The following is a 20,443-nucleotide window of genomic DNA, read 5'->3' as shown; positions in this document are numbered from 1 at the left end:
CCTAGCTCACGGTCTCGTCGCGGATGGTCCGGGCCGCCAACCCGAAGAGGACGATGGAGACGACGATCACCAGCTCTCCGATGATCTTCGCCCAGCGCAGGCCCTCGGCCGCGCCCATGCCGCCGGACGTGGCCAGCAGGTCGCTGATCGCGCCCACAGCCAGCGGCCCAAAGCCCAGGCCGATCAGGTTCAGGATGAACAGCAGCACCGCCGCGGCCGTGGCCCGGGTCTGCGGGCGTACTAGGCCCTGGATGGAGGCGTAGACGGGGCCGAACCAGGCAGTGTTGAGGAAGGCCGCGCCGGCCAGCAGGAAGATCGCGAGGACGGCCGAGGGGACCAGCATGGCGCTGACCACGAATGGCAGGGCGAGGCCCGCAAACACGGCCGGCAGGTAGACGTGGGCCCGCAGGTCCTTGGCGATCAGCCGGTCCGACAGGCGCCCGCCGAGCACCGCGCCCAGGATCCCGGCCAGCCCGCTCGTCAGACCCAGGGCGATGCCCAGGAAGCCCGCGGACTTGAGGCCGAAGGCGGCGCCCAGCGACGCCAGTTCGGCGGCGTGGCTGCGCAGGAAGAAGGATGCGGTGAAGGCCGTCTGCCCGTAGGTGACGAAGGCCTGGACGGCGGCTGCGAAGGCGATCAGCCAGAACGTCCGCTTGGTCGCCAGCTCGCGGCAGGCGTCGGCGAACTTCGGCCGCTGCGCCGCCTTCGCGGCGAGAGCCGCCCTAAGCTTGCGCCGGGGTTCGTGAAGCGTGGTGGCGGCCAGGATCGCCAGCAGCAGCCCCGGCGCGCCGGCTGCGAGGAAGGCGGCGCGCCAGCCATACGCATCGGCGATGACGCCGCCGAGCGCCATGCCCAGCAGCGAGCCCAGCGGCGTGCCCATGGCATAGAAGGCCAGTCCTGATGCGCGCTTCTCCCGGGGCATGTAGTCGGAGATGAGCGAGTGCGCCGGCGGGGTGCAGCCCGCCTCTCCGACGCCTACGCCAAAGCGGGCGAGGACGAGCTGCCAGAAGTTGGTCACGAAGCTGCAGGCGACCGTGAAGCTGCTCCAGATCAGCACGGAGAGCGCGATGATCCGCGGCCGGTCGCCGTGTTCGGCGACTCGGGCGATGGGGATGCCCAGGACACTGTAGAGGAGGGCGAAGGCGAGCCCCGTCATCACCCCGATCTGCCAGTCGGCCAGACCCAGCTCGACCTTGATCGGCTCGGCCAGGATGTTGATCACCTGCCGGTCGAGGAAGTTGAAGGTGTAGATCAGCAGGAGCAGGAACATGGCGTAGCGCCGGTCCCTCGCCGACATCAGAGCGCCCTCGCCGACCGGCGGCGGCGCCGTCCGCGCGGCGTCGTCGCCCAAGCGCGCAGCGTGGTCGGCCATGGCTGTCTCCCCCTAAAGGCTCCACCGGAACCTTGCGCCATACAGTTCTGTCTTTTTGGTACCGTCTGGCGTGGTGCAGATCAATCACCGTGTGGGGAAATCTTCCGGGAAGGAATTCCGTACACAACCGTCGACTATCGTGCAGAGATAGGTCCCAGAGTCGCGTTCGTCCGAGAGCGGCCTTATGAACTCCGAACGACGATCACTTGCGTGATCCGAAGCAGATTGAAGGAGGGATCGCAGTTGGCGACACCCAAAGCCCAAGGCGCCGGGGCGGGGAGCCCCGCGGAGAAGCGCTCCTTGACCCGCGACGACTGGATTGACGCGGCGACGCAACGGCTGGTCAACATGAGCGTGGACGCCGTCCGGGTGGAGCCCCTGGCCGCCGAGATCGGGGTCAGCCGCGGCAGCTTCTACTGGCACTTCAAGAGCCGCAAGGAGCTCCTCGAGGGCATCCTCGCCAAGTGGCGGGAGAACCAAACGCGTCGCATCGTTGAACGCATCAAGCAGGATCGGCGTCTCGGCGTCCGCGAACAGCTGACTCAGCTGCGCACCCTCCCCGGAAGCCGCAAGGCCGACGCCGCCGCCGCCCTGGAACTGGCGATCCGCGCCTGGGCCAGGCGAGACAAGCTCGCCAAGCGGATCGTGGCCGAGGTGGACCGCGAGCGGCTGGAGTTCACCATCGGCCTGATGCTGGAGGGCGGCGCAGACGAGACCGAGGCTCGTTACCTGGGACTCCTCGGCTACGCCTACACGATCGGCGAATCCATGCTTCAGGAGGTCATCACCGAGGAGCAGATCCGCAGCTGCCGCGCCCATATCCTCAACCAGCAGATCGCGGCCCTGAAGACGCCAGACTGACGGGGGCTCAGGCGGACAGGACCTGCCCGCGCAGGCGCAGACCCTCGGCCTCGCGATCCCAGGTGTCGGGCGTCACCGCTTCACGCCGGAGCTGATCCTTGGTGACCTTGTTGGTGCTGGTCTTCGGCAGGGCCGGCACGAGGCGGACAAAGCGCGGCACCATGAAGTGGGCGCAGCGGGCCGCCAGGAACTCGGTCAGGGCCCTCGGCGAGACGTCCGCCCCCTGCTCCGGCGCGATCACCGCCATCACCTCCTGATCGCCGTGCGGCGACGGCACCCCGATCACCGCCACCTCCAGCACGCCCGGGAACGCGGCGATCTCGCGCTCCACCTCCTGGGAGGAGACATTCTCACCCCGTCGGCGGATGGCGTCCTTCAGCCGGTCGACGAAGTAGAAGTTGCCGGCCGCGTCGCAGCGGAAGGCGTCGCCGGTGTGGAACCAGCCGTTGCGCCAGGCCGCCGCCGTGGCGGCCGGATCGTTTAGGTATCCAGCGTTCATGGTCCAGGGCTGGTTGGCGCGCAGGATCAGCTCGCCCACGGCGCCCACCTCCACCGGCTGGTCGTGGGCGTCGACGATCCGCGCCTCGATCCCGTCGCGGACCCGGCCGCAGCTGCCATACGTCTGACTGTCCACCGGCGTCAGAATCGGCACCGACACCTCCGTCATGCTGAAGGCGGCGAAGTAGGAGAAGCCCTGGCGCTTGGCGAAGGCCGCGGTGTCGGGCGTGATCGGCGACATCATGGTGAAGTCGAAGGGCGCCTTGGCGCCCGGGTCGACCGAAGCGGCCAGGTAGCTGGTGATCGAGCTCAGCAGCCCCACCAGCCGGTTGCAGCCGGCCGCTTGCACGTCGGCCCAGAGCGTCTGGGCGCTGAAGCTCGGCGCCAGGTGCATGGGCGCCCCGCCCGCCAGGGCGGAGAGCGCTGCGCCGAGAGCCAGGGTGTGGAACAGCGGGGTGTAGATGTAGATCCGGTCCTCGGGGCCCAGGTAGCCGTGTGAAACTGCTCCCGCCGCGCCGAGGTGCCCGTAGGGGCAGAGTACGCCCTTCGCCCGCCCGGTCGTGCCGGAGGTGAACAGCACCGCCCCGATGTCCCAGGGCTCCGGCGACGCGGTCTCCGCAAGCGGTTCTCCCCACAGAACCTCCTCGCCGAGGGTGCGCAGGGCAAGCGAAGGCGCCGTTCCGGCGCCCGCCAGGATCACCGTCTCGAGGCGCCCGGCGTCGAACTCCGCAAGCCGATCGGCCAGTTCTGGATGGCAGACCATCACTGCGGCGTCGGCGGTGACCACCGCATGCCGCAGGATCTCCCCGCGTAGGGCCACGTTCAGCGGCGCGATCACCGCGCCCAGGGCGCTGGCCCCGAACCACGCGCGCAGGAAGGCCGCCCCGTTCGGCAGGAAGAGCAGCACCCGGTCGCCTTCCCGGACACCGACCTTTGAGAGCCCGGCCGCGGCCTGGCGCGCGTACGTCCAGGCCTCGCCGTAGGTCCAGCGCGAGCCGTCAGCGAACGTTGCGCAGACCGCGTCCGGCGTCTCGGAGGCCCGGCGGGCCAGCAAGGTGGGGACGACGCAGGTGTCGGCGGTGGCCGGGCGGTCTTCAAACCAATGGGGAAACGGCATCGTCCGGACCTCTGCACCTATACGCGCGCGGCCCGCCTTCCCGCCCCCGGCCGCACACGCGCCGGAAGCCTCGTTTGACAAGCCCGCGCGGCAGTCATATCCATACAGTACTGCATGTTCAAGCCGCCAAGAACGGGCGTACCGGCGCCGCTGTGGCGCATGGCGGCGTTCGAGCCGCGGGAGGAAAAATCGATGAGCTCAGAGGCCGTGGAGGTCGCCCTGTATGACCTCGGCGTCAAACGCGAGGCGCGCACCGGGTTCGCCAGCGACCCGGAGGCCTTCCTCGCCCGCTACGCCCTCACATCGGAGGAAGCGGCGATGATCCGCGACTTCGACGTGGCGGGACTGCAGGCGCGGAAGGTGAGCCCGCTGCTGACCATGGGCTTCTGGACGATGAACCATCCTAGCCGGTCGCTCCGCGACTACCTCGCCCATCTGCGCGCTTGCCAATAGGAGCTCAAACCATGGGCAAGATCGTCGGCGGCTTCGTCCTGCCGCATGAACCCGGCCTCTTCTTCACGCCGAAGGAGGCCGCAAAGCCGCAACTGCTGGAGGTCCACGCGGCCTACGACCGGGTGCGCGACCGGATCGGAGAACTGCAGGCCACCACGGTCGTGGTGATCGGCGCCGATCACTATGTCCTGTTCGGCCCGCAGTGCCTGCCGAACTTCCTGATCGGGATCGGCGACGTCACCGGCCCGTACGAGAAATTCCCGGGCGTCCGCCAGGACGAGATCCCGAACAACCGAGAGCTCGCCCGCCACATCCTGCAGCACGGCCGCGTCCACGGGTTCGACTGGTCGGCGTCGAAGTCGCTGCGGGTCGACCACTCGGTGGGCCTGCCGGCGCGGATCTGCGCCCTGCCCAACTCCACGGTAAAGGGGGTCATTCCGGTCTATCTGGCCAGCGGCGTGGAGCCGCTGATCCCGATCCGCCGGGCCTATGAGGTCGGTGGAGCCATCCGCGCGGCGGTCGAGGCGGCCGACGCCGACGAACGCGTGGTGGTGATCGGCTCCGGCGGCATCAGCCACTGGGTCGGCATGCCGCGCATGGGCGACCACAACGAGGGCTTCGACCGTATGGTTCTGGACTGCGTCGTCCGCGGCGATCCCGAACCCCTGTTCGCCCTGTCCGACGCCGAGATCATCGAGCAGGCGGGCAATGGAGGCCTGGAGATCCGCAACCTGGCCTGCGCCATGGGCGCCCTGCCAGGCCGGAGCGGCGCGCTGATCGCCTACCACAATGAACCGGACTGGGTGGCGGGCCTCGGCTTCGCTGAAATCCACGCCGCCGCCTGACCTGAGCACCTGGAAGGAAACGAGACCTTGAGCCACCCCGCCATCGGAAAGTCCGTCGTCGCCGCCGGCCTGAAGACCAACTACCACGAGATGGGCTCCGGCCGGCCGGTGATCCTGCTGCACGGCTCGGGCATGGGCGTCTCAGGATGGGAGAACTGGCATCGGGTAATGCCCGAGCTCGCCAAGCAGCACCGCGTGCTCGCGCCCGACATCGTGGGCTTCGGCTTCACCGAGCGTCCGGCCGAGGCCCAGTACAACATCAAGTTCTGGGTCCAGCACCTGACCGGCTTCATCGATGCCCTGGGCCTCGAAAAGCCGGTCCTGGTAGGCAACTCCTTCGGCGGCAGCCTGGCGCTGGCCTATGCCGCGCGCCAGTCGGACAAGCTCTCGGGCATGGTGCTGATGGGCACCCCAGCGGGTGACTTCACGCGCACCTCGGGCTCGAGCGCCTGGTACTACGAGCCGTCCGTGGAGAACATGGGCGCGCTGCTGCGAGAGTTCCCGTACGACAAGTCCATCGTCACGGACGAGATGGTCGCCTCGCGTCACGAGGTCACCATGCTGGCCGGCGGGCTCGACGCCTACCGCGCCCTGTTCCCGGAACCCGGCCCCGCCGGCGAGCAGCGGACCGTCCGCGGGCTGCCGCCGTCCACCCTCGAGCAGGTGACGACGCCGGTGCTCGCCCTGCACGGCCGGGAGGACAAGATGATCCCGCTGGAGTGCAGCCTGCGCATCGCCGAGCACGTGCCCAACGCCGAGCTGCATGTCTTCGGCAAGTGCGGTCACTGGGTTCAGATCGAGCGGCAGGATCAGTTCGTCGAACAGACGCTGAACTTCATCGCCCGCCTCGCCTGATCTGGGAGAGTCAGCTTGAAGCGTCGCACGGGCCCCGTCGTCATCGTTGGGGCCGGCCAGGCGGCCGCGGCTCTGGCCCGCGGGCTGCGAGAGAATGGGTTCGCAGGTTCGATCCGCATGTTGGGCGAGGAGCCGCAGCCGCCCTATGAGCGGCCGCCGCTCTCCAAGCAGGTGCTGATCGAAGGTCGCGCGCCGGACGCCTTGTGGCTGCTGGGCGATGACGCCCAGCGCGCCCAGGGCGTGACGCTCTCCACCTCCACCCGCGTGACGGCGATCGATCGGGCCGCCCGCGAGGTGATGACGGACGCAGGAGAGGTGATCCCGTATGAGACCCTGGTGCTGGCGACCGGCGGGACGGCGCGGGGTCTTCCGGACCTTCCCGTCGACGGCCGACGCGTCTTCGAGCTTCGGACGCTGTCGGATGCGCTCTCGCTGCACGCGGCCTTGCCGGGAGCGCGCCGCGTTCTGGTGATCGGAGGCGGCTGGCTCGGTCTGGAAGTCGCCGCCGCGATCCGCCAGCAAGGCCTGGAGGTCACCCTGGCCGAGGCCGCGCCCCGCCTGTGCGCGCGTTCAGCGCCGTCAGAGGTGTCCGAATACCTCCTCGAGCTGCACCGCGGCCATGGCGTCGATGTACGTCTCGGCGCCTGTGTGCAGCCCGTCCTTGGGGAAGACGGCCTGACCCTGCCCCCGGACGCCCAGCCCTATGATCTGGCTGTGGTCGCCGTCGGGATCGCGGCGCGTGACGAACTCGCCGTGGCGGCCGGGCTGCCCACCGCTGACGGCGTGCTGACGGACTGCAACGGAGCCACCGCGGACCCCGACATCTTCGCGATCGGTGATGTGGCCAGGCTCTGCGCATCCGCGGCCGGTCCGGGCCTGCGGCTGGAGTCCTGGCGCCATGCCGAGACCCAGGCCCGCCTGGCCGCGGCGGCGATCGTCGGTGAGCCGCGAGATTATGACGAACCCGCCTGGTTCTGGTCGGACCAGTTCGGCCGGCTGATCCAGATCGCCGGTCTCCCCGACCCCGACCTCGAGCTGATGGACGCGGAGGCCGGCGAGAAGCCGGTCTGGCGGTATGGCCGCAACGGCGCAGTGGCAGCGGTGATCGGCGTCGACCGCGCACGGGATGTCCGCATGGCGCAGCGCGCCCTGCCCACGCTCGCCAGCCGGATGGCCGCCGCGAACGGGAGAGCCTCCTGAGCGCCACCCCCGCGCCGCCTGCGCGGAGCTCCACGTCGACGCCGTTTGGCCGGTCCTTGACCAGCTTGTGGTGGAGCTGGCCGGCCCCATATCGCCGAGGCGAAACGGGGCTAGGTCGCTCCAGAAGCCAACAACTAGATCGACAGGAATAGCTTCAGGCGCGTCGGGTGACCCTCCCTGGACTGCTCGGCCAGCGCGAGATCGAGCTGTGCGTCCGATAATCCGTTGCTCTTCACATGTTGCTGGAAGACGCGCAGCGTGACCTTGGGGCTACAGCTTCGGGCTCGGGTCGCCCCAAGCGAATATGACCCGGGCTCACCCGATCGATAGCCAGGCGTCGGCCTTCCCCAAACTGATTTCCCACCTGAGGAGCTCGTCAACTCACTAAAGTACGCAAGAGTACCGCATTTCGCCCCCGCCGAGAACAAACAGGGAATATGGCCGAGGCAGTTCCCTGCTGGCTACAAGGCACGCTGGCGCGATTCAGCCGGATTTGTCTCCCATTTATCGGGAGAGTTTTTGCCTACCGACTGCACGCACGACCATTCATTTCCGCGACAACCGCGGAAATCCTGTCCTGCCAATAGGTGTACGAAATCCGCCTCTTAGGCGGATACGCCTCGCGCGCATGCCTCTCCGGACCGCCTGAAGTCGCGCTTTAGCGGCGTTTCTCCGGCTTTCGCCCCAAGCCCAAAGCTGAGGTGTGCGTTCTGGCCGCCCCTTTCCCTGCCAACAGGGAAATCAATGCTCGAAGGGGGTGAGGATGCTTGTTCAGCGCGCACCGGACCCAGGTTTGCGAAGAGAGCCCGCGCGTCGCCCGCCGCCGGCCCGTCCCTTACCTTGCGTCAATCATCTTTGATCGCCCCTGTTCCCGCGCAAGTTGTGATGTGGTTCAGTGTCGGCGTGTGGCCGGAGAGTCCGGAGGTTGAGTTGGGCGCGGCAGGGTGGATGTCGGGCGCGATAGCGGGCCGGGGGGCGGCGAGCCTTCCTCGGACCGGCGGCGCTCGGCGGCGGGACATGCTGGACGGCGCCCGCATCCTGGTGGTCGAGGACGAATTCCTCGTGGCCGCCTTGCTGGAGGACGTGCTGCGCGGCTTCGGCTGCGACGTGGTCGGGCCCGCAGCGACGGTAGAGGAAGCCCTCGCGCTGCTCGACACCGAGGAGATCGACGCCGCGGTCCTGGATGTGAACATCGCGGGCACGCCGGTCTTTCCGGTGGCCGACGCGCTGACCGAACGCGACCTGCCTCTCGTCTTCGCCACCGCCTACGGCGCCGCCGGCGTGGCCCAGCGGCACAGCGGCCGCGCGGTGCTGGACAAGCCCTATCACGCCCGGGCCCTGGAGCACGCCCTGCGCTCGGCGCTGCAGACCCGCCGGCGCCCCTGACCGCCTGGATCCGCCGGCCGGGCCGAGCCCTGGGCGTCGCCGCTTTGCGGGCAGGCGAATGTGTGCGAAGCCCTGGCCACACCCTCGGACTTGCGGTGCGCGAAAGCGGGCGATGAAACAGTTCCTGATCACCATGGCGGGCGTGTTCGCGGGCCTGGTCGTCTTCCTGATCGGCGTGCCCGTCGTGCTGGTCGGCATGGCGTTGGCCGCCGCAGCGCCCCAACCCGTGCCCGCGAACACGGTGCTGGAGCTCGATCTGCGCGGGTCGCTCTCGGACCAGTCGCCGAACAACCCGCTGTGGGGGCTCGGTCGCAATTCGACGTCGGTCATGGCGATCATCGAGACCCTGCGCCGCGCCGAGCGCGACGACCGCATCAAGGGCCTCCTGGTCCGCCTGCCCGAGCGCGGGCTGGAGCCGGGCATGGCCGACGAGATCCGCCAGGGCTTCTCCCGCTTCCGCGCGGCGGGCAAGCCGGTCTACGCGCATAGCCAGGGCGTCTATCCCGCCGGCGTCGTGACCACGACCTACATGCTGGGCGCCGCCGCCGACGAGTTCTGGATGCAGCCGGGCGCCTCGCTCCAGGTCACCGGGGTCGCGACCGAGGACCTGTTCCTGCGCCGGTTCTTCGACAAGTACGGCGTCGTCCCGCAGTACGAGCAGCGCCAGGAATACAAGAACGCCGTCAACGGCTTCCTGTTCTCGGACTACACCCCCCCCCATCGGGAGGCGACGGTCTCGTGGCTGTCGTCCGTCTACGAGTCGAACCTCACCGCCGCCGCCACGGACCGGAAGGCCGAACCCGCGGCCCTGCGCGCAGCCCTGGAGGCGGGGCCGCACGGCGCCGAGGAGGCGCTGACTCTCAAGCTCATCGACAAGGTGGGCCAGGTGCGCGAGGCCGAGGAGGCCCTGCTGGCCAAGGCGGGCGCCGGCGCCAAGACGGTGGACTTCGACGACTATGTCGACGCCCGGCCCGAAACCGACCGCGGACTGACCGACGCCATCGCCCTGATTGAGGCCGAGGGGCCGATCGTGACCGGCGAGGACCGGGGGGCGAATCCCTTCACGGGCGGCTCGGCGATCTATTCCGACGATCTGGCCAAGGCGATCCTGCGCGCGGCCCGGTCCGACAAGATCAAGGCCATCGTACTGCGGGTGAATTCACCCGGGGGGTCGGATACGGCCTCGGAGCAGATTCTGGATGCGGTGCGCTTCGCCAAGGCCAAGGGCAAGCCCGTGGTGGTTTCGATGAGCACCTATGGCGCGTCCGGCGGCTACTGGATCGCCTCGGAGGCCTCGGCCATCGTCGCCCAGCCGACGACGCTCACGGGATCGATCGGCGTGTACGGCGGCAAATTCGCCCTGGGTCCGGCCCTCGCGCGCTATGGCGTCGACATGCGCCAGATCGGCGTGGGCGGCGACTACGCCGGGGCGTTCGGCATGGGCCAGCCTTTCACCAACGCCCAGCGCGAGGCCTTCGGCGGCTGGATGGACCGCATCTACGCCAACTTCCTGGGCAGGGTGGCGGCCGGACGCAAGCTGCCGCCCGAACAGGTGGCCGAGATCGCCAAGGGCCGCGTCTGGACCGGCGCCCAGGCCAAGGGGATCGGCCTGGTGGACGAGGTGGGAGGCTTCTACCAGGCGGTGGCCCGCGCCAAGGCCCTGGCCAAGATCGAGGGCGAGATCCCGCTGCGACGCATGACGCCGTCGAGCGGCGCCTTCGACACGCTGCGCAAGGCGCTGGGCGTCTCGGGAAGTTCCGCCCGAACCCTGATGGCCGCGGCCTGGATCTTCGGCGACCCGCGCGCCCAGGCCGTCATCGACGAGGTGGCCGCAGCAAGGCTGCGCGGCGAAGGCCAGGGGATGGTCCTGGCGCCGACCCCGTTCCGCTGACCGCTGAGGACCGACGGCCCTCGCCGCGACGCCCAGCCTTGCCGACAAGGAAGAAGGGCGGCGGGTCTCCCCGCCGCCCTTCCCTCAAGACCTCCGCCCCCGACGGGCGCGAACGTCCGCCCTGGCCTCAGAAATCGGCCGTGAAGCCGATGAACAGCCGCCGGCCCAGCAGATCGTAGACCGGATAGGTGTTCGGCAGCCCTGTCTCGGCGATGGTGTTGCGCACCAGCGGCGGATCCTGGTCGAACAGGTTGTTCACCCCGGCGCGGAGGCTGAAGTTCTCGCGCACGTGCCACACGCCCGACAGGTCCACATAGCTGCGGGCGGGCAGTCGTGGATTGAACAGCTCGGGCGTGGTGTTGGAGCCGATCGTGGGCTCGTCCGAGTCACGCTCGAACTTCACCCCGCCGATGTAGCGCCAGGCCAGCGAGATGGTGGCGTCCCACGGGGTGGTCCAGTTGAGGCGCAGGTTGTGCTTCCAGCGCGGGTTCAGCGTCTGGCAGGTGGGCCCGAACAGGCCCGCGCAATCGTACTCGGGATCGCCCGGCAGCGGCACCGTGGTGTTCTTGAGCAGATAGCTGCCCGCGAAGCTGAGCGACAGACCGCCCCAGCTGTCGACGCCCCAGTCTTCGAGCGGCAGGGCGTAGCTGGCCTGGAAGTCGAGGCCCTCCACCTTGCCCGCGCCGATGTTGACGTTCGAGCCGTCGATATAGCCGCCGCCGACCACGCTGGTGCCGAACAGAGTGCCGTTCGGCGCGCGGCGGATCAGGTCGCAGAACGCCGGGTCGCCCGTGGTCAGGCACTTGTCCATGGTGATCCCGAGCGGCACCGAGCCGATCGAGCCGTCCAGCTTGACCCGGTAGTAGTCGATGCTGGCCACGAAGCGCGGCAGGAAGCCGGGAGTCAGGGTGAAGCCCAACGAGACGGTCTTGGCCTTCTCGGGATCGAGAACCGGATTGCCGCCGTTGAGGACGGCGCACTGGCCCGAGGGGCACTGTACGATCGTGTTGGTCGTGCCGCCGTTGCCGTACTGGGCGGCGGTGACGCCGGTGCGCAGGCACTGTTCGAGGCTCGCCGTGGCCGCCGCGCCGCCGTTGGGCGCGCAGGGGTCGACGCCCAGCTGGCTGGTGTTGGTCACCGAGCGGGGCGTGTAGAGTTCGAGAATGCTCGGCGCCCGGATGGCGCGCTGGAACGAGCCGCGGAACCGCAGATCGGACGTCGGCGCCCACTGCAGCCCGACCTTGTAGGTGTCGGCCGAAACGCCGGTCGAGTAGTCCGAGTAGCGATAGCCGCCTTCCAGGATCAGTTCCCGGGCGAAGGCCATGTCCTCGACCAGCGGGACACGGATCTCGCCGAAGCCCTCAGTCACCGAGATGCTGTTGTCGATCGGCGTCGACGCGCCCCCCGCGCCCGAGAGGTCGCCGCTGAGCTGAGCCACGTCGGGGGCGTATTCGAGATGATCCCGACGGTTCTGCACGCCGAAGGCCACGCCCACGCCGCTGGTGGCCCAGGGCGATTTCACGCCGTAGTCGCCCAGGTCGCCGTTGATGACGGCTTCCATGATCCGCTGGGTCGTGACGCCGCGCGAGGTCCCGGTCACGTCCAGGTAGGCCAGGGCCGCGTCGGTGACGCCGCCGTCCTGGAAGATGTTGTAGGGCACGCAAGATCCGCCCGAGATGCACTCGGGGCCGCTCGCGCCGGGCTGCACCAGCAGGGCCTCCTGGATGCGCGAGATGGAGAGGTAGTTCTCCGAGGCCTGGTACAGGCTGGTGTAGTAGTACGACCCGTAGACGTCGAACTTCCACGAATCCACGATGCTTCCGCGGGCGCCGCCCACGATGCGGTAGTTCTGATGCTGGTAGTACGAGTTGCGCCCGCCGCCCTCGATGTTGCGGCGGCCGATGTAGAGGTCCTTGGTGGCCCCGGCGGCGATCTCGTCGGCCGTACAGCCGATGGCGCCCCGCTGCTGCCCGCTGAGGAACGGGTTGTCGCAGTTGACCAGGAAACCGCCCGTGTCGGTCGCGCCGCTGCCCTGGAACAGACCGGTGGGGGCGATCTGGACGTTGGACCGGCTGTCCATGAAGTTGAAGTCGGAATACAGCTCGACTTTGTCGCTCACCTCGTAATGCGCGAAGAAGCCCGCGGTGTAGCGGGTGTTCTGCTGCATCAGGTACGAGTAGTCGTTCGAGTTGAACCGCGGAACCGGTGTGGTCGAAGCGTTCGGATCGTACGGGACGAATGCATTGCCCAGCACGGCGAAGTCGTCTCCCGTGCCGTCGGCCAGGTAGAAGATGTTGGAGTTGCTCGAGCCTGCGCACCCCGCAATGCCGGCGGCGTTCGTGTTCACCTGACAGGCCGAGTAGTCGCGCTTGCCCTGGGTGACCGGGTCCTGGTCATGATAGGTGAAGAAGGCCGTGACGTTCCCGCGGCGGTCCGGGCTGTTGAGGCCGAAGACCAGGCTCAGGTCGCGCGACTTGCCGTCCCACGCCCGCTTCGGGACGTTGATGGCCGGGGCGTTCGAGCGCAGCAGGCCCTGCACGAACTCGTTGTGCTGGTTGTGCTGATAGACGCCCCACTGCGCGTCGATCTGGACGCCCTCGTAGTTGCGCTTCATCACGAAGTTCACGACCCCCGCGACCGCATCCGAGCCGTAGGTCGACGAGGCGCCCCCCGTCAGGACCTCGATGCGCTCGATGAGCTGCGAGGGGATCTGGTTGATGTCGGGCGACGCGTTGGGATTGCCCGTGTTGGGGTCGCCGACGCCGAGGCGGCGGCCGTCCATCAGAACCAGGGTGCGTTGCTGGCCCAGGCCCCGGAGGTCCACCGTCGCCACGCCGCCCGGCCCGGACAGCGGGTTCGAGGTGCTTGAAAGGCCGGTCTGGCTGTTCTGGGTCACCTGAGGCAGCTGGTTCAGGACATCGGCGGTGTCGGGACGTCCGCCCAGAAGCACCTCTTCGGCGCCGACCACCTGCACGGGGCTGACACTCGTCAGGTTCGGGGTCGGAATACGCGACCCCGTGACGATGAGTTCCGAGACTTCCGCCGTTCCGGTGTCCTGAGCCGAGACGGGCGTGGCGAGGGCCAGCATGGCCGCGCCACAGATCATCGAAGACGCCAGAAGGCGCTCCCGCATGAGCTTGGTTTTCACGATCTTACCTCCAGCGGCTCTGCCGGTCGGCGGCCGCATCCCACAAGGAAAACAAGGTCCCGGGGGATACGCCCCTCGGTTGTTTCCGAGTTACGGATTGTCTGGGAAAACGGTCAACGACCATTCCGGAGGTCGAATATTTATGTCCAGAATGTGTATCTTTGGGGACACATATTACGGTGAAGCTTGTTCGGTTAGCATTTTTGTCGAAGCTTGACCATTGGAAGCAATATGCGGCTCCCTGGGCCGACGAGGTCGGAACCTACACTTATGGTAGAGCTGATCGCTGAAAGAGGTGGACCATGACACCGGATCTTCGAATTCTGGCCCTCGGCTTAGCAGGCCTTGTGGCGACGTCGGCCGCGCCGGCTCGAGCGGCGGCCGAGCCGACCCGCGCGGGCGCCGTGCAACGCCTCGTCGACTGCCAGAAGATCGCCGACGATGCGGCGCGCCTGGGCTGCTACGACCAGGCTGTCCGCGCGCTGGACCAGGCCGAGGCGGGAGGCGACGTGGTGGTCATGGATCGCGATCAGGCCCGCCAGGTGCGGCGTCAGGCGTTCGGCTTCTCGCTTCCCGCCATGACGTTCTTCGAGCGCGGCGAGGCGCGCGAGGAGCTGGAGAGCGTCACGGGCCGGATCGCCTCGGCCCGGCAGGACTCCACCGGCCGCTGGACACTGCGGCTGGAGGATGGCGCCGTCTGGGCCCAGGCCGACACGGCGATGGGGATGCTCGCGCCCAAGCCGGGGATGGAGGTGCGTGTGCGCCGCGCCTCTCTCGGCAGCTTCCTTCTCAGCGTCGAGGGCCGCCGCGCCTATCGCGCCAGAAGAGTCGAGTAGGGGCCGGTGCGTTTCGGCCCAGGCCGTCAGCGGTCCTTCGGGTCGATGGCGTCACGCAGGCCGTCGCCGAGGAAATTGAAGCACATCAGGGTCGCCACCATCGCGAGCGACGGGAAGATCAGCAGCCACGGCGCCAGCTCCATGTCCTGCGCGCCTCCGGCGATCAGCGTGCCCAGCGACGCCATCGGCGGCTGGACGCCCAGGCCCAGGAAGCTCAGGAAGCTCTCCGCCAGGATCACGGCCGGGATGGTCAGGGTGACATAGACCACCACCGGCCCCAGCAGGTTGGGCACGATGTGGCGCAGGATGATCCCGCCCCGTCCCAGGCCGGCCGCGCGGGCCGCCTCGACGAACTCCTTGTTCTTCAGCGTCAGGGTCTGGCCACGGACGATCCGGCTCATGGTCAGCCACTCGACCGCCCCGATCGCCACGAAGATCAGCACGATGTTCGAGCCGAATGTGACCGTCAGCAGGATGACGAAGAAGATGAAGGGCAGTGAGTAGAGGACGTCCACGACCCGCATCATGGCCTCGTCCACCTTGCCGCCGACGTAGCCCGCCACCGCGCCCCAGGCGACGCCGATGACCAGTGAGACCAGCGTCGCCACCAGCCCGATGGCCAGCGACACGCGCAGGCCCGTCAGCAGCCGGACCAGGAGATCGCGGCCCAGCGCATCGGTGCCCATGACCCGGCCTTCCGCCAGGGGCGGCAGCCAGACCCCGGCCTTGTCCACCTGATCGTAGGCGTAGGGCGAGAGCATCGGGCCGAAGACCGCCGCCACGATCAGAAAGCCCAGCACCGCCAGGCTGGCGGTCGCCGCGCGATTGCGGAGCAGGCGCCGCAGGGCGTCGTCCCACAAGCTGCGGCCGCGGACGGCGGAAAGCGGAACGACGGCGTCGCTCATGACAGCCTCACCCGCGGATCCAGGGCCGCGTACAGCAGGTCGGCGATCAGGTTCAGCACCAGGATCAGCGCCGCGTAGACGATCACCATGCCCATCACGACGGTGTAGTCGCGCTGGAGCGCGCTGATGACGAAGAACTTCCCGAGGCCCGGCAGGTTGAAGATCTTCTCCACCACCAGCGAGCCGGTGATCAGGCCGGCGCAAGCCGGGCCCAGGTAGCTGACCAGCGGCAGGATCGCCGCGCGCAGCGCATGCTTGCGCACGATCAGCCCCTCGGGCAGGCCCTTGGCGCGGGCGGTGCGGATATAGTTGGCGTGGAGCACCTCGATCATCCCCGCCCGCGTCAGCCGCGAGATGATGGCGATCTGCGGCAGGGCCAGCACCGTCACCGGCAGCACCATGTTGGCGAGCGCGCCGTCGTTCCAGCCGGCCGTCGGCAGCCAGCCGAGCTTCGAGGCGATCCCCAGAACCAGCAGCGGCGCGGTGACGAAGGTGGGAATGCAGACCCCCAGGATCGCGACGCCCATCACGACATGGTCGGCGGTCCCGTTCTGTCGCAGCGCCGCGATCACGCCCAGACTGACGCCCATCACGGCCGCGATGCCGATGGCCGAAAGGCCCAGCTTCAGCGAGACGGGATAGTTCTCCTTCAGGATGTCGGCGACCGACTTGTCCCGGTACTTCAGCGACGGCCCCAGGTCGCCGCGGGCCACCCCGGCCAGGTAGTCCACGTACTGTTCGTGAAGCGGCTTGTTCATCCCGAACTGGGCCAGCACGTTGGCCTCGATCTCGGGGAGCAGCTTGCGGTCCATGTCGAACGGGCTGCCGGGCGCAGCCCGCATCATGAAGAACGCCGCGGTGATCACCAGGAACAGGGTGGGGATCGCCACCAGGAGACGCCGGCCGATGAATCGCAGCATGGGCGCTTGAGAAAACCTTCCAGGGGCGACGGCCCAGGCGTTCAGGCCAGGGACAACGGTGAGGTGGGCCGTTGCGAAACTTTCACCCACCCCCGATGATGTCAACGAAGGCTATGCGCCAAAATTCGAGAGTCCCCATGCCTGACTTCAGACGCGTCACCGACGAGTTCACCACGGCGCCCCAGATCGCCCTGGCCGACGTCGCCGAGGCGGCCCGGCTGGGCTATCGAACCCTCGTCAACAATCGCCCCGACGGCGAGGACCCCGGCCAGCCCGCCAGCGCCGAGGTTGAGGCCGCCGCGAAGGCCGCGGGACTGGCGTATCACCATGTGCCGGTCCGCGGCGGCCCTACGCCCGAGCAGGTGGCGCAGACGCAGGAGATCCTGGCGTCCGCCGAGACCCCGGTCCTGGCCTTCTGTCGCTCGGGCACGCGCTCGATCGTCACCTGGTCCCTGTGCCAGGCCGCCTCGGGCGCTCACGACCGCGACGAACTGGTCGGCCTCGGCCGGGCGGCCGGCTACGACCTGTCGGGAGTTCTGGGCGGATGATCCCCTATGTTCGAGAGATCGACATCGAGTACGGCCGCTGCGATCAGGTCTCGCCGCTGATCCGGCGTGTGACCGCCGACAATCCAGGCCCGTTCACCTTCAAGGGCACTGGTACCTACATCGTCGGCCGGGGCGAGGTGGCGGTCATCGACCCCGGTCCGGACGATCCCGCTCACCTCGAGGCGATCCTCGCGGCGACCGCCGGCGAACGGATCACCCATATCGTCATCACCCACCATCATTCCGACCACTCGCCCCTGGCCGGGCCGCTCAAGGCGCGAACCGGGGCCGTGATCTACGGCTGCGCGGTCGCCGCCCACGCCGACGATGACGACGAAGGGGTGAAGATGGAGGCCGGGCACGACCTGAGCTTCCAGCCCGACATCAGCCTGTGCGGCGGCGGTTCCGTCTCGGGACCGGGCTGGACGCTGGAGGCCATCCCCACGCCGGGTCACACCTCGAACCACCTGTGCTTCGCCTTCCCGGAGGAAAGCGCCTGCTTCTCGGGCGACCACATCATGGGCTGGTCCACCACGGTCATCACGCCGCCCGACGGCGACCTCTCGGACTACCTGGAGAGCCTGGAGGCGATCCGCGCGCGGAACTTCGACGTGCTCTGGCCGACCCACGGGCCGCCGATCCGGGACGTGGACGCCTTCATCCGCGCCTATGCCGCGCACCGGCAGGAGCGTCTGGATCAGATCCTCACCGCGCTCGCCGCCGGTCCGGCCCGTATCCGCGAACTGGTGCCCCGGCTCTACGCCGACGTTGATTCGCGCCTGCATCCGGCGGCGGCCCGGTCCATGCTGGCCGGAATCCTGCACTTGGTCCGCCAGGGCCGCCTCGCCGCCGACAGCGCGCCCGGCCCCGACTCCACCTATCGCCTGGCCGGCTGAGCGCACCGCAGGCGCGCGAACTTTAAACCACGGGCCACACGAAAAGCACTGACGATCAGTGGAGCGCCGGCGTCCGGTCCTGCGAGGCCGCGAAGCGGCGCCTTACGATTTCAAGGTCCACGGATTGACACGGATCGACACGGATGATGGCCGCCACGCCATCCGTGTGCATCCGAGGGCAGAGATGCAGAGCCTCCGCTCGCGCGGGGGCTCGGAGACGGCCCGCCTGGTCAAAACTCTCGAGCCTAGCAGCCTTCGGCGACCTCCGACGCGCAGGTTCAGACCACCGCCCGAGCCGGACCCGAGTCGGACAGGAGCGCCGCCACACCCTCAAGCGCCGTCCGCAGCACGACCTGCTTCGCCGGGCCGCCCAGCGAGATTCGCAGGCCGTCGGGGTGATCCGGCGCCGCGGCGAAGGCGTCGGCGGCGACCAGGGCCAGTCCCCTCTCCTGCGCCAGCCGGCGCAGGCGCGCGGGGTCGCGGCCGGCCGGCAGGTCCAGCCAGACGTGCAGGCTCTCCGCGGCGCCCCGGGCCGTGGGGAGCATCTCGGCGGCGAGCGCCCGGCGGGCCAGGGCCTCGCGCCGCACCCCCGCCAACAGGGCCTCCGCCGTTCCCTCGCGGATCCAGGCCGTCACCACCGCCGTCATCAGCGGCGCCGGCATCTGGGCGAGGGCGCGCAGGGCTTCCGCCGTGGTCGCTACGGTCGGCCCGGGCGGCGGGACGAGGTAGGCGGTGCGAAGGCCGGGCGAGAGGCACTTCGACAGCGTGGCGATGTGGAAGGTGCGCTCGGGCGCGAGGCTCGCCAGCGACGGCAGGGGCCTTTCCAACAGCCGGGCGTAGGGGTCGTCCTCCACGATCCAGACGCGCGCGACCCTGGCGGCCTGCGCGATGGCGGCGCGGCGGCCGGCGTCCATCGTCACGGCGGTGGGATTGTTGGTCGTCGGAGTCACATAGACCGCGGCCGGTCTCTCGGCGGCGAGGACCCGGGCGAGCGCCTCGGGGTCCATTCCGCCCGCGTCCGCCGGGCAGACCACGAGCCGCAGGCCCAGGCGCCGGGCCGCCGTGATGACGCCCGGGTAGACGAGGGGCTCCACCACCAGGGCCGAACCCGCCGGCGCCAGGGCCAGGACCGCCGCCAGCGCCGTCTGCGCGCCGGGCGCCACCAGCACCCGCTCCGGCGCGAGATCGCCCAGTTCCCGGCCCAGAACGGGCGCGAGCCAGGCCGCCCCCGCCACGCGCTGCCCCAGGCTGCCGCCGCCGGGATGGTACGCCATCAGGACGCTGGGATCGGTACGATCGAGGATCGCCGCCGTCGTCTCCTTCAGCAGGCGGCCCAGCGGGACGCCCTGCGGCGGCGGCGGCAGGTTCATGCTCAGGTCAACGCGCCCCGCCTCGTCGGCGACCGATCGCACGAAGGTGCCACGGCCGACCGCGCCCTCCAGCAGCCCCCGGGCGCGGGCGGCGGCGTAGGCGCGGGTGACGGTCGTCAGATCGACCCCCAGCGCGCGGGCCACGGCCCGCTGGGGCGGAAGCTGGTCGCCCGGCTGCAGTTCGCCGTCGCGCACCGCCGCTTCCAGGGCCCCCGCGACGCGCAGGTAGATCGGAGCCGCTCCGTCCCCCACACGGTCCAGCCAGCGCAATGAGGGATCGACGCGATTCACGGTTGCGGACTCCACCTGTGACACATACATTATATCAATATTGTATGCGTTCAATACATCGAATGTATGGAGCACGTAGATGTCCGTCGATGTTCAGGTCGAAAGCCCGTCCTCGCTGAGCGCCGGCCTCCGGTGCCGTTGTCCGCAGTGCGGCGAGGGAAAGCTGTTCGCCGGCTTTCTCAAGATCGCGCCGCGCTGCGAACGCTGCGGCCTGGACTTCGGCTTCGCCGAGCCGGCGGACGGCCCGGCCTTCTTCGTCATGAGCGGCGTCAGCATCGTGGTGGTCGCCGTCTGGGCCTGGTGGGCTGTCGTCGCCCAGCCGCCCATCTGGCTCCAGTTCGCCACCGTCCTGCCCGCCCTGGTCGGCGGCTGTCTCTTCACGTTGCGGCCCGTGAAGGCCTGGCTCGTGGCCGAGCAATACCTCCACAAGGCCGAGGAGGCCCGATGGCAGAGCCTGGGCGCGCACGGCGACGGCGGCTTCACCTACGATCGCCGCGGCGTCTCCGACCGTCAGGCCGCCGAGAGCGGCTTGTCCAGCACCACGAAGTAGAGATCGTCCCGGACCGGCGCGCCGAACCGGGCGTCTCCATATGGAAACGGCCTGCGTTCGCCCGTGCCGGCATAGCCGCGACGACCATACCAGGCGATGAGTTCGGCGCGCTGGCCGACCACCATCATCCGCATGCGCCGCGCACCCCGGGCCGCCGCCCAGGCCTCGGCGGCCTCCAGGACACGCCGACCGACGCCAGCGTCCTGACACTCGGGGCGCACGGTCAGCATGGACAGGGTCCAGACACCGTCATCCCCGGCGTCCAGCCTCACATGCCCGACCGGCGCGCCGGCCGGCTCGCGCGCCAGCAGCAGTACGGCGCCCGGCCGCAACAGGTCTTCGCGCAGCAGCCCTGCGTCGATCCGCTGACCGCCCACGATGGTCTCGACCTTCCACGCCGTCTGACCGTCGGAGGTCCGGTAGGCGCGATTTGTGACCGCGACCACCTCGGGCCAGTCGGCCTCGGTCGCCGGGCTCAGCTGCAGCATTTCGAGCCTGGCC

18 protein-coding genes are annotated in these 20,443 nt (G+C 69.2%); 11 read left to right on the top strand and 7 right to left on the bottom strand.

Annotation, left to right across the window (positions count from 1 at the left end; translation table 11 throughout):
• Position 1 precedes the first annotated feature (1 nt).
• Positions 2 to 1,372, bottom strand: a complete 1,371-nt coding sequence (locus ABS78_RS12410; protein ID WP_293379346.1) for an MFS transporter — start codon at positions 1,370 to 1,372, stop codon at positions 2 to 4.
• 300 nt (positions 1,373 to 1,672) lie between these two features.
• On the opposite strand from ABS78_RS12410, the gene ABS78_RS12405 reads away from it, so the two are divergent.
• The gene (locus tag ABS78_RS12405; protein WP_293379343.1) at positions 1,673 to 2,233 is read left to right on the top strand and encodes a TetR/AcrR family transcriptional regulator; all 561 of its coding nucleotides are present in this window, start codon (positions 1,673 to 1,675) and stop codon (positions 2,231 to 2,233) included.
• A gap of 7 nt (positions 2,234 to 2,240) precedes the next feature.
• On the opposite strand, the gene ABS78_RS12400 is transcribed toward ABS78_RS12405, so the two are convergent.
• Entirely contained in the window at positions 2,241 to 3,848 is a 1,608-nt protein-coding gene (locus ABS78_RS12400) for an AMP-binding protein (RefSeq protein ID WP_293379339.1), read from the bottom strand.
• A 192-nt stretch (positions 3,849 to 4,040) separates the two neighbouring features.
• Between ABS78_RS12400 and ABS78_RS12395 the strand changes: the two genes are divergently transcribed.
• The 6 genes from ABS78_RS12395 to sppA all read left to right on the top strand — a co-directional run bounded on the left by ABS78_RS12395 (position 4,041) and on the right by sppA (position 10,478).
• Positions 4,041 to 4,301 carry a hypothetical protein gene (locus tag ABS78_RS12395; RefSeq protein ID WP_293379337.1) on the top strand — a complete coding sequence of 87 codons (261 nt, stop codon included), beginning with the start codon at positions 4,041 to 4,043 and terminating at the stop codon, positions 4,299 to 4,301.
• A gap of 11 nt (positions 4,302 to 4,312) precedes the next feature.
• A complete protein-coding gene (locus ABS78_RS12390; RefSeq protein ID WP_293379334.1) occupies positions 4,313 to 5,146 on the top strand; it encodes a hypothetical protein in 834 nt (277 codons plus the stop codon).
• Positions 5,147 to 5,173: 27 nt separating this feature from the next.
• Positions 5,174 to 6,001 (top strand): alpha/beta hydrolase, encoded by an 828-nt coding sequence (locus ABS78_RS12385; RefSeq protein WP_293379331.1) that lies wholly within the window; start codon positions 5,174 to 5,176, stop codon positions 5,999 to 6,001.
• 15 nt (positions 6,002 to 6,016) lie between these two features.
• Positions 6,017 to 7,201, top strand: coding sequence for an FAD-dependent oxidoreductase (locus ABS78_RS12380; RefSeq protein WP_293379328.1), 1,185 nt, complete (start codon positions 6,017 to 6,019; stop codon positions 7,199 to 7,201).
• A gap of 1,017 nt (positions 7,202 to 8,218) precedes the next feature.
• On the top strand, positions 8,219 to 8,587 hold the full coding sequence (locus ABS78_RS12375) for a response regulator (protein WP_293379325.1): 369 nt from the start codon (positions 8,219 to 8,221) through the stop codon (positions 8,585 to 8,587).
• 112 nt (positions 8,588 to 8,699) lie between these two features.
• Positions 8,700 to 10,478, top strand: a complete 1,779-nt coding sequence (sppA, locus tag ABS78_RS12370; RefSeq protein ID WP_293379322.1) for a signal peptide peptidase SppA — start codon at positions 8,700 to 8,702, stop codon at positions 10,476 to 10,478.
• A gap of 127 nt (positions 10,479 to 10,605) precedes the next feature.
• Here sppA and ABS78_RS12365 read toward each other — a convergent pair whose 3' ends face one another.
• Positions 10,606 to 13,626, bottom strand: a complete 3,021-nt coding sequence (locus ABS78_RS12365) for a TonB-dependent receptor (RefSeq protein ID WP_293379319.1) — start codon at positions 13,624 to 13,626, stop codon at positions 10,606 to 10,608.
• Between the two features lie 302 nt (positions 13,627 to 13,928).
• On the opposite strand from ABS78_RS12365, the gene ABS78_RS12360 reads away from it, so the two are divergent.
• On the top strand, positions 13,929 to 14,462 hold the full coding sequence (locus ABS78_RS12360; RefSeq protein WP_293379316.1) for a hypothetical protein: 534 nt from the start codon (positions 13,929 to 13,931) through the stop codon (positions 14,460 to 14,462).
• Positions 14,463 to 14,488: 26 nt separating this feature from the next.
• On the opposite strand, the gene ABS78_RS12355 is transcribed toward ABS78_RS12360, so the two are convergent.
• Positions 14,489 to 15,367 carry an ABC transporter permease subunit gene (locus tag ABS78_RS12355; protein WP_293379313.1) on the bottom strand — a complete coding sequence of 293 codons (879 nt, stop codon included), beginning with the start codon at positions 15,365 to 15,367 and terminating at the stop codon, positions 14,489 to 14,491.
• Positions 15,364 to 16,287, bottom strand: a complete 924-nt coding sequence (gene oppB, locus ABS78_RS12350) for an oligopeptide ABC transporter permease OppB (RefSeq protein WP_293379310.1) — start codon at positions 16,285 to 16,287, stop codon at positions 15,364 to 15,366. The genes ABS78_RS12355 and oppB overlap by 4 nt, the downstream gene beginning before the upstream one ends.
• Positions 16,288 to 16,424: 137 nt before the next feature.
• Here oppB and ABS78_RS12345 point away from each other — a divergent pair, with 137 nt between their 5' ends.
• Both ABS78_RS12345 and ABS78_RS12340 read left to right on the top strand, forming a co-directional pair.
• Positions 16,425 to 16,835: a TIGR01244 family sulfur transferase gene (locus tag ABS78_RS12345; protein ID WP_293379307.1), complete on the top strand. Its 411-nt coding sequence runs from the start codon at positions 16,425 to 16,427 to the stop codon at positions 16,833 to 16,835.
• Positions 16,832 to 17,731 (top strand): MBL fold metallo-hydrolase, encoded by a 900-nt coding sequence (locus tag ABS78_RS12340; RefSeq protein ID WP_293379305.1) that lies wholly within the window; start codon positions 16,832 to 16,834, stop codon positions 17,729 to 17,731. The genes ABS78_RS12345 and ABS78_RS12340 overlap by 4 nt, the downstream gene beginning before the upstream one ends.
• Positions 17,732 to 18,009: 278 nt before the next feature.
• Here ABS78_RS12340 and ABS78_RS12335 read toward each other — a convergent pair whose 3' ends face one another.
• Complete coding sequence (locus tag ABS78_RS12335; protein ID WP_293379302.1) at positions 18,010 to 19,392, bottom strand: PLP-dependent aminotransferase family protein; 1,383 nt, start codon at positions 19,390 to 19,392, stop codon at positions 18,010 to 18,012.
• A gap of 79 nt (positions 19,393 to 19,471) precedes the next feature.
• Between ABS78_RS12335 and ABS78_RS12330 the strand changes: the two genes are divergently transcribed.
• Positions 19,472 to 19,942 (top strand): DUF983 domain-containing protein, encoded by a 471-nt coding sequence (locus tag ABS78_RS12330; RefSeq protein WP_293379299.1) that lies wholly within the window; start codon positions 19,472 to 19,474, stop codon positions 19,940 to 19,942.
• Here the strand turns inward: ABS78_RS12330 and ABS78_RS12325 are convergent.
• Positions 19,903 to 20,430 (bottom strand): GNAT family N-acetyltransferase, encoded by a 528-nt coding sequence (locus tag ABS78_RS12325; RefSeq protein ID WP_293379296.1) that lies wholly within the window; start codon positions 20,428 to 20,430, stop codon positions 19,903 to 19,905. The two genes, ABS78_RS12330 and ABS78_RS12325, sit on opposite strands and share 40 nt — an antisense overlap.
• Positions 20,431 to 20,443: the final 13 nt, after the last annotated feature.

The sequence above is a fragment of the Phenylobacterium sp. SCN 70-31 genome (assembly GCF_001724605.1).
GTDB lineage: Bacteria > Pseudomonadota > Alphaproteobacteria > Caulobacterales > Caulobacteraceae > Phenylobacterium.
This window is presented reverse-complemented; position numbering and strand designations above follow the sequence as displayed.

What these genes read in the sequence shown, in the direction of transcription:
- ABS78_RS12410 (WP_293379346.1), bottom strand. Translation starts at nt 1,372, where the DNA reads ATGGCCGACCACGCTGCGCGCTTGGGCGACGACGCCGCGCGGACGGCG.
- ABS78_RS12400 (WP_293379339.1), bottom strand. Translation starts at nt 3,848, where the DNA reads ATGCCGTTTCCCCATTGGTTTGAAGACCGCCCGGCCACCGCCGACACC.
- ABS78_RS12395 (WP_293379337.1), top strand. Translation starts at nt 4,041, where the DNA reads ATGAGCTCAGAGGCCGTGGAGGTCGCCCTGTATGACCTCGGCGTCAAA.
- ABS78_RS12390 (WP_293379334.1), top strand. Translation starts at nt 4,313, where the DNA reads ATGGGCAAGATCGTCGGCGGCTTCGTCCTGCCGCATGAACCCGGCCTC.
- ABS78_RS12375 (WP_293379325.1), top strand. Translation starts at nt 8,219, where the DNA reads ATGCTGGACGGCGCCCGCATCCTGGTGGTCGAGGACGAATTCCTCGTG.
- sppA (WP_293379322.1), top strand. Translation starts at nt 8,700, where the DNA reads ATGAAACAGTTCCTGATCACCATGGCGGGCGTGTTCGCGGGCCTGGTC.
- ABS78_RS12360 (WP_293379316.1), top strand. Translation starts at nt 13,929, where the DNA reads ATGACACCGGATCTTCGAATTCTGGCCCTCGGCTTAGCAGGCCTTGTG.
- ABS78_RS12355 (WP_293379313.1), bottom strand. Translation starts at nt 15,367, where the DNA reads ATGAGCGACGCCGTCGTTCCGCTTTCCGCCGTCCGCGGCCGCAGCTTG.
- oppB (WP_293379310.1), bottom strand. Translation starts at nt 16,287, where the DNA reads ATGCTGCGATTCATCGGCCGGCGTCTCCTGGTGGCGATCCCCACCCTG.
- ABS78_RS12345 (WP_293379307.1), top strand. Translation starts at nt 16,425, where the DNA reads ATGCCTGACTTCAGACGCGTCACCGACGAGTTCACCACGGCGCCCCAG.
- ABS78_RS12340 (WP_293379305.1), top strand. Translation starts at nt 16,832, where the DNA reads ATGATCCCCTATGTTCGAGAGATCGACATCGAGTACGGCCGCTGCGAT.
- ABS78_RS12330 (WP_293379299.1), top strand. Translation starts at nt 19,472, where the DNA reads ATGTCCGTCGATGTTCAGGTCGAAAGCCCGTCCTCGCTGAGCGCCGGC.
- ABS78_RS12325 (WP_293379296.1), bottom strand. Translation starts at nt 20,430, where the DNA reads ATGCTGCAGCTGAGCCCGGCGACCGAGGCCGACTGGCCCGAGGTGGTC.